Origin of the sequence: Ideonella sp. (assembly GCF_041287625.1) — a bacterium.
In the GTDB taxonomy this organism is placed as follows: Bacteria; Pseudomonadota; Gammaproteobacteria; order Burkholderiales; family Burkholderiaceae_C; genus Ideonella.
The window spans coordinates 112,920-125,942 of sequence record NZ_JBGGNH010000027.1; the positions used below are offsets into that span (position 1 = coordinate 112,920).

A 13,023-nucleotide genomic window follows, 5' to 3' on the forward strand; every position below is an offset into this window, starting at 1 on the left:
CGAACGCAAAAAAGCCCCACGGGACAAGCCCGGCGGGGCTGTTGCGGCGAGCGCTGAACTCAGGGTTGCGCGGGCAATGGTTTGCCGTATGCGGGCGAGCGCGGGCCCGGCAGCACGCCGTTGAACTGCGGCGCACCGAGCAGCCTCGCGTCGGCAATGCCGGCGTAGTTGAAGGAGGCGTCCGTGGTCGAGTTGATGATCTGCTTGACCACCGCGGCGATCAGCAGGCCGGCGATGCCGCCTTGCTGCTGCTGGCCCTGCTCTGCAGAGCTGGCAACAGCGGCGCCCTTCCACAGGAGCTGCCCGCTGCGCAGGTCGATGATGCGCGCTTCCACTTCCACGCGGGTTTCGCTGTCCACGATCTTGTACGAGGTGCCATAGCGCGAAACCTTCAGGTACACGGCGGCGTCTGCACCGAACACCTCACGCAGCTTGGCCGTGGGAATGGCCTGCGCATCGACCGCCGTCTGCACGCCGTTCTGCTTCAGCGTCTCGTCGACCAGGGTCACCGGCAGCACGTAGTAGCCGGCCTCCGCCAAGGGGCGCGTGGCCTGCGCCCAGACGCCCGGCGTGGCCTTGACGTCGGGTGCATCGTTGATGGGTGGCAGCACCAGCAGCGAGGCTGGTTTCGCGGCGTTGAACGCGGTGTAGTCGTACGGCGCGATCCTCGGCGCGGCGCAGCCGGTCAGGGCCGCGGCTGCCGCAAGGACCGCGAATTTGATGCTCAGGCGATTCATGCCGGGTTCCCCTTGTCCTGTGCGCCAGCAGCGCCGGGCTTGCTGTCAAGGCGCTGGAGCAGGGTGTCGAGGAAAGGCGCGGATTCCGGGAACGCGCGCTTCTCCGCTTCCCAGGCTTCCCTCGCCCGATCTGCGTCGCCGGCAGACAGGTACAGCATGCCCAGGTGGGCGCGGAAGCCTGGTGGCAGCGCACTGCGGCCGCTCGCTGCTTTCGCGGACACCTTCTCCATCGCCTGGATCTGCTGGCCCGGCGATGCGCCCTGGTTCAGCAGCGTGTCGTACTGGTGCCGGGGGAAGTCGCCCCAGGCATACAGCGGCGCGGTCTGGTGGGCACAGCCAGTCATGGCCATCAGCGCCAACGCGCCGATCAACTGCGACATGCCGCGAAGCGAGCGCGTCATGGGCGGGCCTCCGTTCCCCACTGGCCGCCATCGCGTCCGTTGACCAGGTTGTTCACAGCCTCGCGCATCGCAAGGTCGAGCACCTTGCCGGTGAGCGTCGCGTCATAGCCTGCCGAACCACCGAAGCCGAGCACTTCCCGGCTGGACAGCTCGTACTCGCCTGCACCGCGGGCAGAGAACACGACTTCCGAGCTGACACTGTTGACGATGTTCAGCGTGACCTTGGCATAGGCAATCTGTGCCTTACCGCGACCGAGCAAGCCAAACAGCTGCTGATCGCCAGTCTCCTTGCGGCCGAACTCGGTGACGTCGCCGGTGACGACGTAGGCGGCGCCGCGCAGCTTTTGCGTGACGCCCTGCAGCTTCGCTTCCTGGCTGGTCTCGCTCAGGTTTTCGCGGTCCTGCACTGCAAAACGTTGAGACTGCTGCAAGTGCGCGACCAAGCTGGTCTTGGCTTGGCTGCCGAGGCGATCCACGCCATCGGAGAACACGCCCCGCATGTAGCTGGAGTGGTTGTCAAAGCGGGCGACCGTGATCGGCAAGCGGGTGCCGGCATACGGCGCTGCAGCGCTCTGAACGGTTTCCACGCGCAGCGCACGTGAGCTTTCGGTGGCACAGCCGCCCAGGGCTGCGCCGGACAGGGCCGTCGCCGTGGCGATGACCCATGCACGATGGTTCATTGGTTTCCCTCCCTCGAGGAAATGTTGTTTGAACAAGTCCACCAACCGCCACCGGCGATGGATCGAGGGAGTGTAACGAAACGAAATGTCAGATCGAAGAGGTGCCGCCAATACAAAACGGCCCGCAAGCGCGGGCCGTCTTTCATGTCTTTCAGCAACCGTGCGCGGTGCTACGCCAGCGCGGTCGGCGCCGGGCCGCCCCAAGGCGACCGCGCCAACCCGCCCGGCGGGCGGTCTCGCGTACCCGCGAGACCGGGTGCACCAATCAAGCGGCGTTCTGCCACATGGCGGTGTCGAAGGCGCTGCTCATCATCGGCATGTTCATGCCGAAGCTGGGGTTGCTGCCTGCTTTTGTACTGGCCTTGCTGGCCGGTTTTTCGGGGGCCGTTTCCGCAGCCCGCTCCCATGACCCGTTTTCTTGGGAGCGGGCTACTGAAAAGAATAGAAACATCTGAACGGTATTTTCCGTTCGGCCCAGAAGTCGGCCGCGTCGCGGAATACGTCCAGAAGCTGTTCTCGGGATTCGCGGTCGAAACGCGAGTTGTCCGGCAACTGCTCCAGCACGACAACAAAGCCGGGCTGCTGGCCCGATTTGTGCACGAGGTCGGTCATGCAGTCATACAGCGCGTCCAGGTTCTTCCCAAAATGCTGGGGGAACAAGAACGAGGTGGCAATGCCCTCAAGCACGTCCTGCTTGGACTGGGCTTCAGTCAGATTGGCGAACAGGAAGTGCTGGCCCGATTCCTGGGCCGCGCGCATCAGGTCATCCACCCGATAAGCGCGTATCGCCTGCACGATGTTGGGACGGACGGTCTGCAAAAGCATGGTCGCGTTCCTCCTTGGTCAAAGAAATCCAGATCCCGAAATGGCGTTCACGGCACCAGGCGGCGAAAGCTGGCGTAGTGGTCGTCGGTATAGAAACAGGCTTCAGGCTGTTGCGGTTGACGACCGCCGCACACCAAACGCCTTGCCCCACGATTCTTTGCATGGGGCGTGGGCACGGTGTACTCGCGGTAGTAGCCACGCGCCTGAGACGGCAGCCTGCGCTCCCGGTTGCCGAAGGTCACGCCATCCTTGTCGAAGGGAAACGGACCGCCGGCACGCACCAGGCGTTCGGTTTGCTGCGCCTCGGGCGGCAGGCTGGCCAGCGACACCGTGCCGAGCGAATCGGCGGTGACGACCATCGGTTCCCGCGCAAGGGCTGCGCCGGACCCTGCCAGTTGGACCACGGTGGCGGTTCCCAGCACCGCTGCCACGCCGAGAGAACGAATCGTTTGGCGTGCCAGATTTCGCATCTGGCGCCACGACCGCTCCATCGACGTTGTCGACAGCCGACCAAGAAAAACCACGGGTTTGCCCTGAAGAATCAAACCGCGATCCTATCTGATTGGCACAAATACCACAAGTCCACTGCCCGAAAAGCGTGCAGTGGACCGGTATTGAAGTAATTACTTACTTTGTTTCTGCTGCCGGCCTGGATGCGCGGTTTTGGTGCCGGTTGGTCGGGCGATCAGCGCCCGGCGTTGGCATCCGCCACGGTCAATGCGGTCATGTTGACGATGCGGCGCACGGTGGCCGAAGGCGTCAGGATGTGCACCGGCTTGGCCGCACCCAGCAGCACCGGGCCGATGGCAATGCCGCCGCCGGCGGCGGTCTTCAGCAGGTTGTAGCTGATGTTGGCGGCGTCGATGTTGGGCAGCACCAGCAGGTTGGCCTCGCCCTTGAGCGTGCTGCGCGGCATCAGCTCGGCGCGGTAGGCGGTGTCCAGCGCCACGTCGCCGTGCATCTCGCCATCGATCTCCAGCCAGGGCGCCTGGGCCTGCACCAGCGCCAGGGTGTCGCGCATCTTGACGGCGGACGGCTGGTTGCTGGAGCCGAAGTTCGAGTGCGACAGCAGCGCGGCCTTGGGCTGGATGCCGAAGCGCAGCATTTCCTCGGCCGCCATGATGGTGATCTCGGCCAGCTGCTCGGCGGTCGGGTCGTAGTTGACGTGGGTGTCGACCAGGAACAGCTGGCGGTTCGGCAGCACCAGGCCATTCATGCAGGCGTAGGTCTTGACGCCGGGGCGGCGGCCGATCACCTGCTCGATGTGGTTCAGGTGCAGCGCGGTCGAGCCCCAGGTGCCGCAGATCAGGCCGTCGACCTCGCCCTTGTGCAGCAGCATGCTGCTGATCAGCGTCAGGCGGCGGCGCATCTCGATCTTGGCGAGCTGCTCGGTCACGCCCTTGCGGTCCATCATCTGGTGATAGGTCTGCCAGAAATCGCGGTAGCGGCGGTCGTCGTCGGTGTTGACGATCTCGTAGTCGCGGCCTTCTTCCAGGCGCAGGCCCAGCTTCTTGATGCGGGCGGTGATGATGTTCGGCCGGCCGACCAGCACCGGTCGGGCCAGGCCCTCGTCGACCACCACCTGCACCGCGCGCAGCACGCGCCGGTCCTCGGCCTCGGCGTAGGCCACGCGGTTGGCCTTGGCCTTCTTCGCGACCGAGAAGATCGGCTTCATCATCGTGCCGGAGGCATAGACGAAGGTGTGCAGCTTCTCGCGGTAGGCCACCATGTCGGTGATGGGTCGGGTGGCCACGCCCGAGAGTTGCGCCGCCTCCGCCACGGCGGGTGCGATCTGCGTCATCAGCCGCGGGTCGAAAGGCTTGGGGATCAGGTATTCCGGGCCGAAGCTCAGGTTGATGCCGGCGTAGGCGGCGGCGACCACGTCGTGCTGCTCGGCCTGGGCCAGCTCGGCGATCGCACGCACCGCGGCGATCTCCATCTCGTCATTGATGGTGCTGGCACCGCAGTCCAGTGCGCCGCGGAAGATGTACGGGAAGCACAGGACGTTGTTGACCTGATTCGGGTAATCAGTGCGGCCGGTGGCCATCACCGCGTCGTCGCGCACCGCCTTGACCTCTTCGGGCATGATTTCCGGGGTCGGGTTCGCCAGCGCGAAGATCAGCGGCTTGGGGGCCATGGCGGCGACCATCGCGGGCTTCAGCACGCCGCCGGCCGACAGGCCCAGGAAGATGTCCGCGCCTTCGATGGCCTCCGACAAGTGGCGCTGCGGGGTTTCCTGCGCGAACTCGGCCTTGTCAGGGTCCATCAGCTCGACCCGGCCCTTGTAGACCACGCCGGCCAGGTCGGTCAGCCAGATGTTTTCCTTGGGCAGGCCCATCTTGACCAGCAGGCCGATGCAGGCAAGCGCCGCGGCGCCAGCGCCGGAGGACACGAGCTTGACCTGCTTGATGCTCTTGCCGACGACCTTCAGGCCGTTCAGCAGCGCCGCACCGACGACGATGGCCGTGCCGTGCTGGTCGTCATGGAAGACCGGGATCTTCATGCGCTCGCGCAGCTTGCGCTCGACGTAGAAGCAGTCCGGTGCCTTGATGTCTTCGAGGTTCACGCCACCGAAGGTCGGCTCCAGCGCGGCGATCACGTCGACCAGCTTGTCCAGGTCGTTCTCGGCGATCTCCAGGTCGAAGACGTCGATGCCGGCGAACTTCTTGAACAGCACGCCCTTGCCTTCCATCACCGGCTTGGAAGCCAGCGGGCCGATGTTGCCCAGGCCCAGCACTGCGGTGCCGTTGGTCACCACGGCCACCAGGTTGCCGCGCGAGGTGTAGCGGAAGGCATTCGCCGGGTCTTCGACGATCTCTTCGCAGGCCGCGGCCACACCGGGCGAATAGGCCAGCGCCAGGTCGTGCTGGTTGATCAGCTGCTTGGTGGCCGTGACGGCGATCTTGCCCGGCGTCGGGAACTCGTGATACTCCAACGCCGCACGGCGCAGTTCGGCTTTTCGTTCTTCGGCTGACGGCATCGCAAAGTGTCCTTTTCATTCCCAACCCCGGGGTCGGCGATTGTAGGAGCCGGATGTGAACAGCGGGGCGGGGGGCGCAGTGTGCGCGCGCCGGCAGGCACGGCGCATGCGAGGAACTGCTTACCGGTTGCCCTTGCCCAGCGCAGATACTTCGGCCCCGTTCCCTGCACGACCATGCGCCCGCGAGACCCCACGCCGATGAGGATGGACACCCCCGCCGACGCGCCCCGGCTGCGCCGCGGCATGCGCTGGCTGCTGTGGGGCGCGCTGGTGGTGCTGCTGCTGGTCGCGCAGTCGCTGCTGGTGCTGCTGACGCTGCGCTACGAGGAAGCCCGCACCCAGGACGAGACCGATGCGGTCGCCACCTCGGCGGCCATCGAGATGCGGCGGGTGCTGCTGCGCAGCCAGCAAAGCGTGCAGTCGCTGCTGTGGAACGAGCCGGACGAGCGACAGTGGCGGCTGGACGCCACCGAGATGCTGCGCCAGCGCCGCGAGGTGCTGCGGCTGGAGCGGCGGGACCTGGAGCTGCGCGTCCAGCTGGCGCTGGACGGCAGGCCCGAGCTTTCGCTGTTCACCGTGATCGGCCGCAGCGAGCTGGAGGTCGAGCTGCAGGCCGCCTGCGCCACCGCCCGCCGCAGCAGCGCGCCGGCCTATTCGCGCTCCTACTTCGTGCCCCAGCCCAGCGGCCTCGGGCTGGAGGTGCTGGACCTGTGCATGCCGATGACACGCGGCGGGCACCCGGTCGGCTTCATGGTGGCCACGCTGGGGTTGGCGGCCATGCTGGACGACACGGTGCGCCAGGCCGAGGTCGGCCGGCACGAGCTGTCGCTGGTCGAGGCCGACGGCACGCGGCTGGTGCGTGCCGGGCCGATGCGCGGCGCCGGCATCTACCATGCCAGCCGGCTGGTCGACCTGCCCGGCAGCTCGCTGCAGCTGCGCGCCGATGCCGTGGCCGGCCGGCCGGGGCTGATCCCGAACCTGGCGATTGCGCTGGTGCTGGGCCTGTCGCTGGTGCTGCTTGGGCTGGTGGTGTTGCTGGTGCGCGATGTGCGCCGCCGCGGCCAGGTCGAGACCGCGCTGGCCGAGTCACTGGCCTTCCGCCGGGCGATGGAGGATTCGCTGGTCACCGGCCTTCGGGCGCGCGATGTGCAAGGCCGCGTCAGCTATGTGAACCCGGCCTTCAGCGAGATGGTGGGCTATGCGCCGGAAGAGCTGATCGGCCGCTTTCCACCGCCTTACTGGCCCCCCGAGCAGGTCGAGGAATACCTGCGTCGCCAGGACACCCGGCTGCAGCTGGGCGTGGACGGCGGCGGCGTGCACCGTGAGGGTTACGAAACCGTCTTCATGCGCCGCAGTGGCGAGCGCTTCCCGGTGATGATTTACGAAGCGCCGCTGCATGACCGGGTCGGCCACCACGTGGGCTGGATGGGCGCGATCCTGGACGTCAGCGCCGAGCGCCGCATGGAGGAGTTGTCACGCCAGCAGCAGGAGCGGCTGCAAGCCGCGGCGCGCCTGGCCACTGTCGGCGAAATGGCCTCTCTGCTGAGCCACGAGCTGAACCAGCCGCTGGCCGCCATTGCCAGCTATGCCACCGGTTCGCTGAACCTGATGGCCGAGCCCGAGCCGGACACGCTGGCGCTGGTGCGCCAGGCCATCGAGCGCATTGCGGAGCAGGCCGAGCGGGCAGGGCGGGTCATCAAGAGCGTGCACGGCTTCGTCCGGCGGCGCGAACAGTCGCGCGAAGTGGTTGCGGCGGACCAGTTGATCGAGGCCGTGCTGCCCTTGGTGCGCCTGCAGGCGCGCAAGAGCGGCACCCGCATCGAGCTGGACCTGCCCAGGCCGGTGCCCAGCGTGCAGGCCGATCGCACGATGGTCGAGCAGGTGCTGCTGAACCTGACGCGAAATGGCATCCAGGCGATGGAAACCGAGCAGACGCCGCTGGCCCAGCGGGTGCTGACGCTGAAGGTGCGCCAGCACGAGCCGCGCTGGGTGCAGTTCAGCGTGGCCGACGCCGGCCCCGGCATCGCCCCGGAAGTGGCCGCGCGGCTGTTCACGCCGTTTTTCACCACCCGCCAGGAAGGCATGGGCCTGGGCCTGTCCTTGTGCCGCACCGTGATCGAGCAGCATGGCGGTGTGCTGGATCACTCGCCCGCGAATGTCCCGGCTGGCAGCGAAGAAGCACCGAGCGGCACCGAATTCCGGTTTACCCTTCCTGCGCCCGACAGCCCGCGCCGCAACGCGCCTCCTCCTCCCGTGCCATGACGCCCACCTCGTCCCGCTTCGGCCTGCCCATGGTCTACCTCGTTGACGACGAGGACGTGGTGCGCGACGCCCTGGCCTGGCTGCTGCGCTCGCGCCGCCTGCTGTCCGAGGGCTTTGCCAGCGCCGAGGCCTTCGAGGAACTGCTGGCCCAGCGTGGCGCCCATGCCGAGCTGGCCGCCCACTGGCCCACTGCACCGTCCTGCCTGGTGCTGGACGTGCGCATGCCCGGCATGAGCGGGCTGGCGCTGTTCGACCGGCTGGTCGAGCGTGGCCTGGCCCAGGTGCTGCCGGTGATCTTCCTGACCGGCCACGGCGACGTGCCGACGGCGGTGGCCGCCGTCAAGCGCGGCGCCTTCGACTTCGTCGAAAAGCCGTTCTCGGACAACGCGCTGGTCGATCGGGTCGAACATGCCTTGCAGGCCAGCGAAGCGGTGCTGCTGCAGCGCCTGGCCAAGCGCGAAGTGCAGCGCGCGCTGGCCGACCTGACCGAGCGCGAACGCGAGGTCATGCAGCTGGTGGTCGAAGGCCGGCCGAACAAGCTGATCGCCGACGCACTGGACATCAGCGTGCGCACCGTCGAGGTCCACCGGGCAAGGGTCTTCGAGAAGATGAACGTGAAATCCGCCGTCGAGCTGGCCAACTTGCTCCGTCCCTGACCAAGCCCTTGCTGCAGTGATCGCGCTGCGACAATGCCGCCCATGGCCCTGGGCGAATTCGAACTGATTGACCGCTTCTTCAAGCGCCCCGTGCAGCGCGCCGCGCTGGGCGTGGGCGACGATTGCGCGCTGCTGCAGCCCACGCCCGGCATGCAGCTGGCGGTGTCGACAGACCTGCTGGTCGAAGGCCGGCATTTCCTGTCCACCGTGGACCCGGCGCGGCTGGGCCACAAGGCGCTGGCCGTCAACCTCAGCGACCTGGCCGCCTGTGGCGCGCAGCCGCTGGGCTTCACGCTGAGCCTGGCGCTGCCGCGGGCCGACGAACGTTTCCTCGCGCCGTTTGCGCAAGGCTTGCTGGCGCTGGCCGACCGGCACCAGATCGAACTGGTCGGCGGTGACACCACGGCCGGCCCGCTGACGGTGGGCATCACCGTGTTCGGCGAAGTCCCGCCCGGCCAGGCCTTGCTGCGCGGCGGTGCGCGCGTGGGCGATGGCATCTGGGTCAGCGGCTGGCCCGGCGAGGCGCGGCTGGCGCTGGAGGTCTTCCGCGGCACGCTGGCGCTGGGCGCCGAAGACTTTGCGCAGGCCAGGCTGGCGATGGAATGCCCGGAGCCACGTGTGGCCCTCGGCCTGGCGTTGCGTGGCCTGGCCACCGCCGCCATCGACGTCAGCGACGGCCTGCTGGGCGACCTGGGCCATGTGCTGCGCCGCTCCGGCGTCGGCGCCGAGCTGGCGCTGGCGCGCATGCCGCGCCGCGCGCTGTTGGCCGGCCAGCCGGCGGCCGTGCAGCGCATGGCCTGGCTGACCGGCGGCGACGACTACGAACTGCTGTTCTGCGCGCCCGAAGGGGCCGACGCGGCGCTGCAGGCGATCGCGGTGCAAACCGGCGTGCCGCTGCACCGCATCGGCCAGGTGCTGCCGAAAGACGCCGGGCTGCGCGTCCTGGACGAGCGGGGCGTGCCGCTGGATGTGGCCCAGCTCGCGGGTTTCGACCATTTCAAATCATGAACGACGAGCCCACTGCCGCTGCACCGGCTTCGACCAGCGACGCCCACGTCATCGCCGAGACGCAGCGGCCCGGCTTTGAATCGGTGCACACGGCCGATGCCGCCTTGCCGCCGCGCCGTGCGGGCGTCTGGCTGCTGCGCCGCTCGCCGCTGCACTGGATCTCGCTGGGCATGGGCAGCGGGCTGTCGCCGATCGCCCCCGGCACGGTCGGCACGCTGTGGGCCTGGGCGGCCTTCCTGCTGCTGGACCCGATGCTCAGCGACGCGCTGGGCGAGGCCGGCTGGGGCTGGGTGCTGCTGGTGGGCTTCTTCGTCGGCTGGTGGGCCTGCACCCGCACTGCGCAGGCCATGCGCATTGGCGATCCCGGCGCGGTCGTCTGGGACGAGGTGCTGGCCTTCTGGCTCATCCTCTGGCTGGTCACGCCGGCCAGCTTCGGCGTGCAACTGGCCGCCTTCCTGATCTTCCGCCTTTTCGACGCCGCCAAGCCCGGCCCGGTCGGCTGGGCCGACCGCCGCTACAAGGGCGACCCCGGTGCGCTGCCCGGCTGGCGCCAGGGCTTCGGCATCATCTTCGACGACCTGGTGGCCGCGCTGTGCACGCTGCTGGTCATGGCACTCTGGCACGCATGATGGCCGTCGGAAGTTGCGCGCGGCGCAATTCAGCGATCACGCCAATATCCGGGTTCCCGCCTCTGGTGCGAAACGGCAAGCACGAACACGACCGCGCCTTCAATCTCATAGAAAACGGTGTACGGGAATCGTCGAAGCAAACAATGGCGCGTGTCATCGTCATCCTTCTTCCATTTCTCCGCCGAGTTGGCCAGTGCGTCAATGCAGTCCAACGCTTCCGTTCGAAATGCTTCAGCCGCAAGCGGATTGCGTTCGCGATACCACTGGAATGCACCCGCTATCTCGGTTTCTGCGTCGGGAAGAATGACAACTTCGAACTGACTCACAGTGCACGGAGTCGTGCCTTGGCGGCAGCCCACGGAGCCGGGACGATGGTGCCATCCCGAAGCCCGGCGCGCCGCCTGCGAATCTCTGCACGCCAAGCCTCAGAAACGCAGGCATCGTCGCTGCCTTCTAGGCTGTCAAGCAATGCAACAACCAGCGCGGACCGTTCGTCCGTCGGCAAGGACAAGGCTTCATCCAGAAGCTGGTCAACGCGAGCAGTCATGCATCAAAGTCTAGCATCGGGCCCAACCTCAATGCAGGCGTCTGCGGCGCAACTCAAGTGATGGACACGCTGCTCACCAACGCCGCCTCGCTGCAGACCCGCCTGCCGGCGCTGGCCGATGCCTTGCGCGCCCGCGGCTGGCGCATGGCCACGGCCGAGAGCTGCACCGGCGGCCTGATTGCCGCTTTATGCACCAGCGTCGCCGGCTCCAGCGACTGGTTCGACCGCGGTTTCGTGACCTACAGCAACGAGGCCAAGACCGATCAGCTCGGCGTGCCGCCTGCGCTGATCGCCGCGCACGGCGCCGTCAGCCAGGAAGTGGCCGAGGCGATGGCCCGCGGCGCGCTGGCGCACAGCCGCGCGCAGATTGCGGTGGCGGTCACCGGCATTGCCGGGCCGGGCGGCGCGGTGCCGGGCAAGCCGGTGGGCACCGTGTGGCTGGCGCTGGCATCTGGCGCTTGGGTGAGCAGCGAGCTGCTGCAGTTGCCGGGTGACCGCACCGCGGTGCGCTCGGCGACGGTGGCCGCAGCGCTGGCACGTTTGGTCGAGCGCGCGGCCTAAGGCTGCAGCGCCATCGGCGTTGGCGCAGCTTGACCACGCCGCGGCGGCGGCTGCATCAGGTCCAGCGTCATCAGCATCAGGCGGCGCAGGCCGTCCCAGGCTTCGGTGGGCCAGTCGGGGTGGCGCAGGCCTTTGACCAGGCCGTCGCAGATCGCGGCGGCCTGCACCAGCGCGGTGAGCTTGGCATCGTCCAGCTGCGGCAGCACGCGCTCGAAGGCGCGCTCCTTGTCGCCCCAGACCCGCGCTTCGCGCAGCGCCATCGGCAGCGGCTTGCCGCCGGCCATCGCGTCGCGGGCGCGCTTCATCGCGCGGATGTCCTCGGCCAGGTTCCAGTGCACCAGCACCGCGGCTTCGCCTTCCGCGCGCAGGCCGTCCAGCATGCGCAGCGCGCGCTCGGCCTGGCCGGCCAGCACCGCGGCGCCAAGCTTGAAAACGTCGTAGCGGGCCACGTCCAGCACCGCGTCCTGGATCTGCTCGAAGCTCAGTTCGCCTTCGGGGTACAGCAGCGCAAGCTTTTGCAGTTCCTGGTGCGCGGCCAGCAGGTTGCCTTCGACCCGGTCGGCGAAAAACGCCAGCGCGTGCTGGCCGGCCTCGCCCGCGGGCAGCGACTGGCCTTGCGCCGCCAGCCGGCGCGAAATCCATTGAGGCAGCTGATTGCGCTCGATCGGGTCCAGCCGCACCGTCACCCCCGCCCGGTCCAGCGCCAGGAACCAGGCGCTTTGCTGCTGCTGGCGGTCCAGCCGCGGCAGGTGAACGATGGTGAACAGGCCTTCGCCCAGCCGGTCGCAATATTGCTGCAGCGCGACCGAACCTTCCTTGCCGGGCTTGCCCGAAGGGATGCGGATCTCGATCAGCTGCTGGTCGGCAAACAGGCCCATGGACTGCGCGGCGCCCAGCACGCTGCTCCAGTCGAAATGCGCGCCGCTGACGGTGAAGACCTGGCGTTCGGAGACACCGGCCGCACGTGCCGCGGCGCGGATCGCGTCCGCCGCTTCCTGCGCCAGCAGCGGCTCGTCGCCATGCAGCGTGTAAAGCGGCTTCAGGCCACGCGAGAGCTGCGTGACCAGGGCGTCTGAGCGGACCTGCATCGCGTGGCCTTCAGCGCGCGGCCGAGGCCGGCGCGGATGCCGCGGCCGCGCCCCAGTTGCCGGCGGGCGCCGGCACGAAGGCAGGCTCCGGCGCCGATGCGGCTTCCGGTGCGGACGCCGCCGAAGCCGCTGGCGCCGGCAGCCGCGCCGCCAGCTCGGCCGAGGCCGACAGCATGCGCAGCAACTGGCGCGCCATGTCGGCGCGCATGTCGTGCAGCAGCGTGGCCTCTTCGGTCTGCTTGGCCAGTGCCGCGGTTTCGGTGTAGCTCATGTCGCGGCTCTGTTCCAGCTCGGTGTCGCCGAGCAGCACGGTGCCGTCCGGCCGGGTCAGGCGGAACTTCAGCAGCACGCGCAGCCGGAATTCACGCACCTGGCCGGCCGAAGTTGAGGCTGCGACGGTGCGTTCCAGCTTGTCCTCCATCGCCGCCAGCACCACCTGGGCCTGGGCCGGGCTGTCGACGATCTTGGTGCCGCTGGGCAGCGCCAGGCGCACGGCTTCCGGCATTTCGGAATGGCGCGCGAAGCCGGTCAGCGCAATGCGCTGGTAGGGCAGTTGCGGCGGCTGGCGCAGCTCGAAGCCACAGCCCGCCAGCGTGGCCAGCACGGCCGCCAGGGCCAGCCGGCGCGAAGACAGCAAGTGCGCGGCCAC

16 protein-coding genes are annotated in these 13,023 nt (G+C 68.3%); 6 read left to right on the top strand and 10 right to left on the bottom strand.

Annotated features, from left to right (window positions below):
- Positions 1–59: 59 nt before the first annotated feature.
- The 3 genes from ACAH41_RS10460 to ACAH41_RS10470 are packed head-to-tail and all read right to left on the bottom strand — an operon-like array spanning position 60 to position 1,818.
- Positions 60–737, bottom strand: a complete 678-nt coding sequence (locus ACAH41_RS10460) for a DUF799 domain-containing protein (protein ID WP_325656189.1) — start codon at positions 735–737, stop codon at positions 60–62.
- Entirely contained in the window at positions 734–1,138 is a 405-nt protein-coding gene (locus ACAH41_RS10465; RefSeq protein WP_325656191.1) for a DUF4810 domain-containing protein, read from the bottom strand. The genes ACAH41_RS10460 and ACAH41_RS10465 overlap by 4 nt, the downstream gene beginning before the upstream one ends.
- A complete protein-coding gene (locus tag ACAH41_RS10470; RefSeq protein ID WP_325656332.1) occupies positions 1,135–1,818 on the bottom strand; it encodes a CsgG/HfaB family protein in 684 nt (227 codons plus the stop codon). Before ACAH41_RS10470 ends, ACAH41_RS10465 begins: the two co-directional genes overlap by 4 nt.
- A 284-nt stretch (positions 1,819–2,102) precedes the next feature.
- On the opposite strand from ACAH41_RS10470, the gene ACAH41_RS10475 reads away from it, so the two are divergent.
- Positions 2,103–2,273, top strand: a complete 171-nt coding sequence (locus ACAH41_RS10475) for a hypothetical protein (protein WP_170200914.1) — start codon at positions 2,103–2,105, stop codon at positions 2,271–2,273.
- Here ACAH41_RS10475 and ACAH41_RS10480 read toward each other — a convergent pair.
- The 3 genes from ACAH41_RS10480 to ACAH41_RS10490 all read right to left on the bottom strand — a co-directional run bounded on the left by ACAH41_RS10480 (position 2,248) and on the right by ACAH41_RS10490 (position 5,623).
- On the bottom strand, positions 2,248–2,643 hold the full coding sequence (locus tag ACAH41_RS10480; protein ID WP_141288262.1) for a barstar family protein: 396 nt from the start codon (positions 2,641–2,643) through the stop codon (positions 2,248–2,250). The genes ACAH41_RS10475 and ACAH41_RS10480 overlap by 26 nt on opposite strands.
- A gap of 47 nt (positions 2,644–2,690) precedes the next feature.
- On the bottom strand, positions 2,691–3,113 hold the full coding sequence (locus ACAH41_RS10485) for a ribonuclease domain-containing protein (protein WP_370538291.1): 423 nt from the start codon (positions 3,111–3,113) through the stop codon (positions 2,691–2,693).
- A 215-nt stretch (positions 3,114–3,328) separates the two neighbouring features.
- Positions 3,329–5,623, bottom strand: coding sequence for an NADP-dependent malic enzyme (locus ACAH41_RS10490; RefSeq protein WP_325656195.1), 2,295 nt, complete (start codon positions 5,621–5,623; stop codon positions 3,329–3,331).
- Between the two features lie 204 nt (positions 5,624–5,827).
- On the opposite strand from ACAH41_RS10490, the gene ACAH41_RS10495 reads away from it, so the two are divergent.
- Genes ACAH41_RS10495 through ACAH41_RS10510 form a run of 4 tightly spaced genes read left to right on the top strand, consistent with a single transcriptional unit; the run spans position 5,828 to position 10,178 of the window.
- A complete protein-coding gene (locus ACAH41_RS10495) occupies positions 5,828–7,885 on the top strand; it encodes an ATP-binding protein (RefSeq protein ID WP_325656197.1) in 2,058 nt (685 codons plus the stop codon).
- A complete protein-coding gene (locus ACAH41_RS10500; RefSeq protein WP_325656199.1) occupies positions 7,882–8,541 on the top strand; it encodes a response regulator in 660 nt (219 codons plus the stop codon). Before ACAH41_RS10495 ends, ACAH41_RS10500 begins: the two co-directional genes overlap by 4 nt.
- 48 nt (positions 8,542–8,589) lie before the next feature.
- Positions 8,590–9,549 (top strand): thiamine-phosphate kinase, encoded by a 960-nt coding sequence (gene thiL / locus ACAH41_RS10505; RefSeq protein ID WP_325656336.1) that lies wholly within the window; start codon positions 8,590–8,592, stop codon positions 9,547–9,549.
- Complete coding sequence (locus tag ACAH41_RS10510; protein ID WP_325656201.1) at positions 9,546–10,178, top strand: phosphatidylglycerophosphatase A; 633 nt, start codon at positions 9,546–9,548, stop codon at positions 10,176–10,178. Before thiL ends, ACAH41_RS10510 begins: the two co-directional genes overlap by 4 nt.
- A 29-nt stretch (positions 10,179–10,207) precedes the next feature.
- On the opposite strand, the gene ACAH41_RS10515 is transcribed toward ACAH41_RS10510, so the two are convergent.
- A complete protein-coding gene (locus ACAH41_RS10515) occupies positions 10,208–10,504 on the bottom strand; it encodes a type II toxin-antitoxin system RelE/ParE family toxin (protein ID WP_325656204.1) in 297 nt (98 codons plus the stop codon).
- Entirely contained in the window at positions 10,501–10,725 is a 225-nt protein-coding gene (locus ACAH41_RS10520) for an addiction module protein (RefSeq protein ID WP_370538282.1), read from the bottom strand. The genes ACAH41_RS10515 and ACAH41_RS10520 overlap by 4 nt, the downstream gene beginning before the upstream one ends.
- 60 nt (positions 10,726–10,785) lie before the next feature.
- On the opposite strand from ACAH41_RS10520, the gene ACAH41_RS10525 reads away from it, so the two are divergent.
- Positions 10,786–11,286, top strand: a complete 501-nt coding sequence (locus ACAH41_RS10525; RefSeq protein ID WP_325656206.1) for a CinA family protein — start codon at positions 10,786–10,788, stop codon at positions 11,284–11,286.
- Here ACAH41_RS10525 and holA read toward each other — a convergent pair.
- Together holA and lptE are read right to left on the bottom strand one after the other, a co-directional pair.
- Complete coding sequence (holA, locus tag ACAH41_RS10530; RefSeq protein WP_325656208.1) at positions 11,283–12,374, bottom strand: DNA polymerase III subunit delta; 1,092 nt, start codon at positions 12,372–12,374, stop codon at positions 11,283–11,285. The genes ACAH41_RS10525 and holA overlap by 4 nt on opposite strands.
- A 10-nt stretch (positions 12,375–12,384) precedes the next feature.
- Entirely contained in the window at positions 12,385–13,011 is a 627-nt protein-coding gene (gene lptE, locus ACAH41_RS10535) for an LPS assembly lipoprotein LptE (RefSeq protein WP_325656210.1), read from the bottom strand.
- Between the last annotated feature and the right edge of the window lie 12 nt (positions 13,012–13,023).

What these genes read in the sequence shown, in the direction of transcription:
- ACAH41_RS10460 (WP_325656189.1), bottom strand. Translation starts at nt 737, where the DNA reads ATGAATCGCCTGAGCATCAAATTCGCGGTCCTTGCGGCAGCCGCGGCC.
- ACAH41_RS10465 (WP_325656191.1), bottom strand. Translation starts at nt 1,138, where the DNA reads ATGACGCGCTCGCTTCGCGGCATGTCGCAGTTGATCGGCGCGTTGGCG.
- ACAH41_RS10470 (WP_325656332.1), bottom strand. Translation starts at nt 1,818, where the DNA reads ATGAACCATCGTGCATGGGTCATCGCCACGGCGACGGCCCTGTCCGGC.
- ACAH41_RS10475 (WP_170200914.1), top strand. Translation starts at nt 2,103, where the DNA reads ATGGCGGTGTCGAAGGCGCTGCTCATCATCGGCATGTTCATGCCGAAG.
- ACAH41_RS10480 (WP_141288262.1), bottom strand. Translation starts at nt 2,643, where the DNA reads ATGCTTTTGCAGACCGTCCGTCCCAACATCGTGCAGGCGATACGCGCT.
- ACAH41_RS10485 (WP_370538291.1), bottom strand. Translation starts at nt 3,113, where the DNA reads ATGCGAAATCTGGCACGCCAAACGATTCGTTCTCTCGGCGTGGCAGCG.
- ACAH41_RS10490 (WP_325656195.1), bottom strand. Translation starts at nt 5,623, where the DNA reads ATGCCGTCAGCCGAAGAACGAAAAGCCGAACTGCGCCGTGCGGCGTTG.
- ACAH41_RS10495 (WP_325656197.1), top strand. Translation starts at nt 5,828, where the DNA reads ATGGACACCCCCGCCGACGCGCCCCGGCTGCGCCGCGGCATGCGCTGG.
- ACAH41_RS10500 (WP_325656199.1), top strand. Translation starts at nt 7,882, where the DNA reads ATGACGCCCACCTCGTCCCGCTTCGGCCTGCCCATGGTCTACCTCGTT.
- ACAH41_RS10510 (WP_325656201.1), top strand. Translation starts at nt 9,546, where the DNA reads ATGAACGACGAGCCCACTGCCGCTGCACCGGCTTCGACCAGCGACGCC.
- ACAH41_RS10520 (WP_370538282.1), bottom strand. Translation starts at nt 10,725, where the DNA reads ATGACTGCTCGCGTTGACCAGCTTCTGGATGAAGCCTTGTCCTTGCCG.
- ACAH41_RS10525 (WP_325656206.1), top strand. Translation starts at nt 10,786, where the DNA reads ATGGACACGCTGCTCACCAACGCCGCCTCGCTGCAGACCCGCCTGCCG.
- holA (WP_325656208.1), bottom strand. Translation starts at nt 12,374, where the DNA reads ATGCAGGTCCGCTCAGACGCCCTGGTCACGCAGCTCTCGCGTGGCCTG.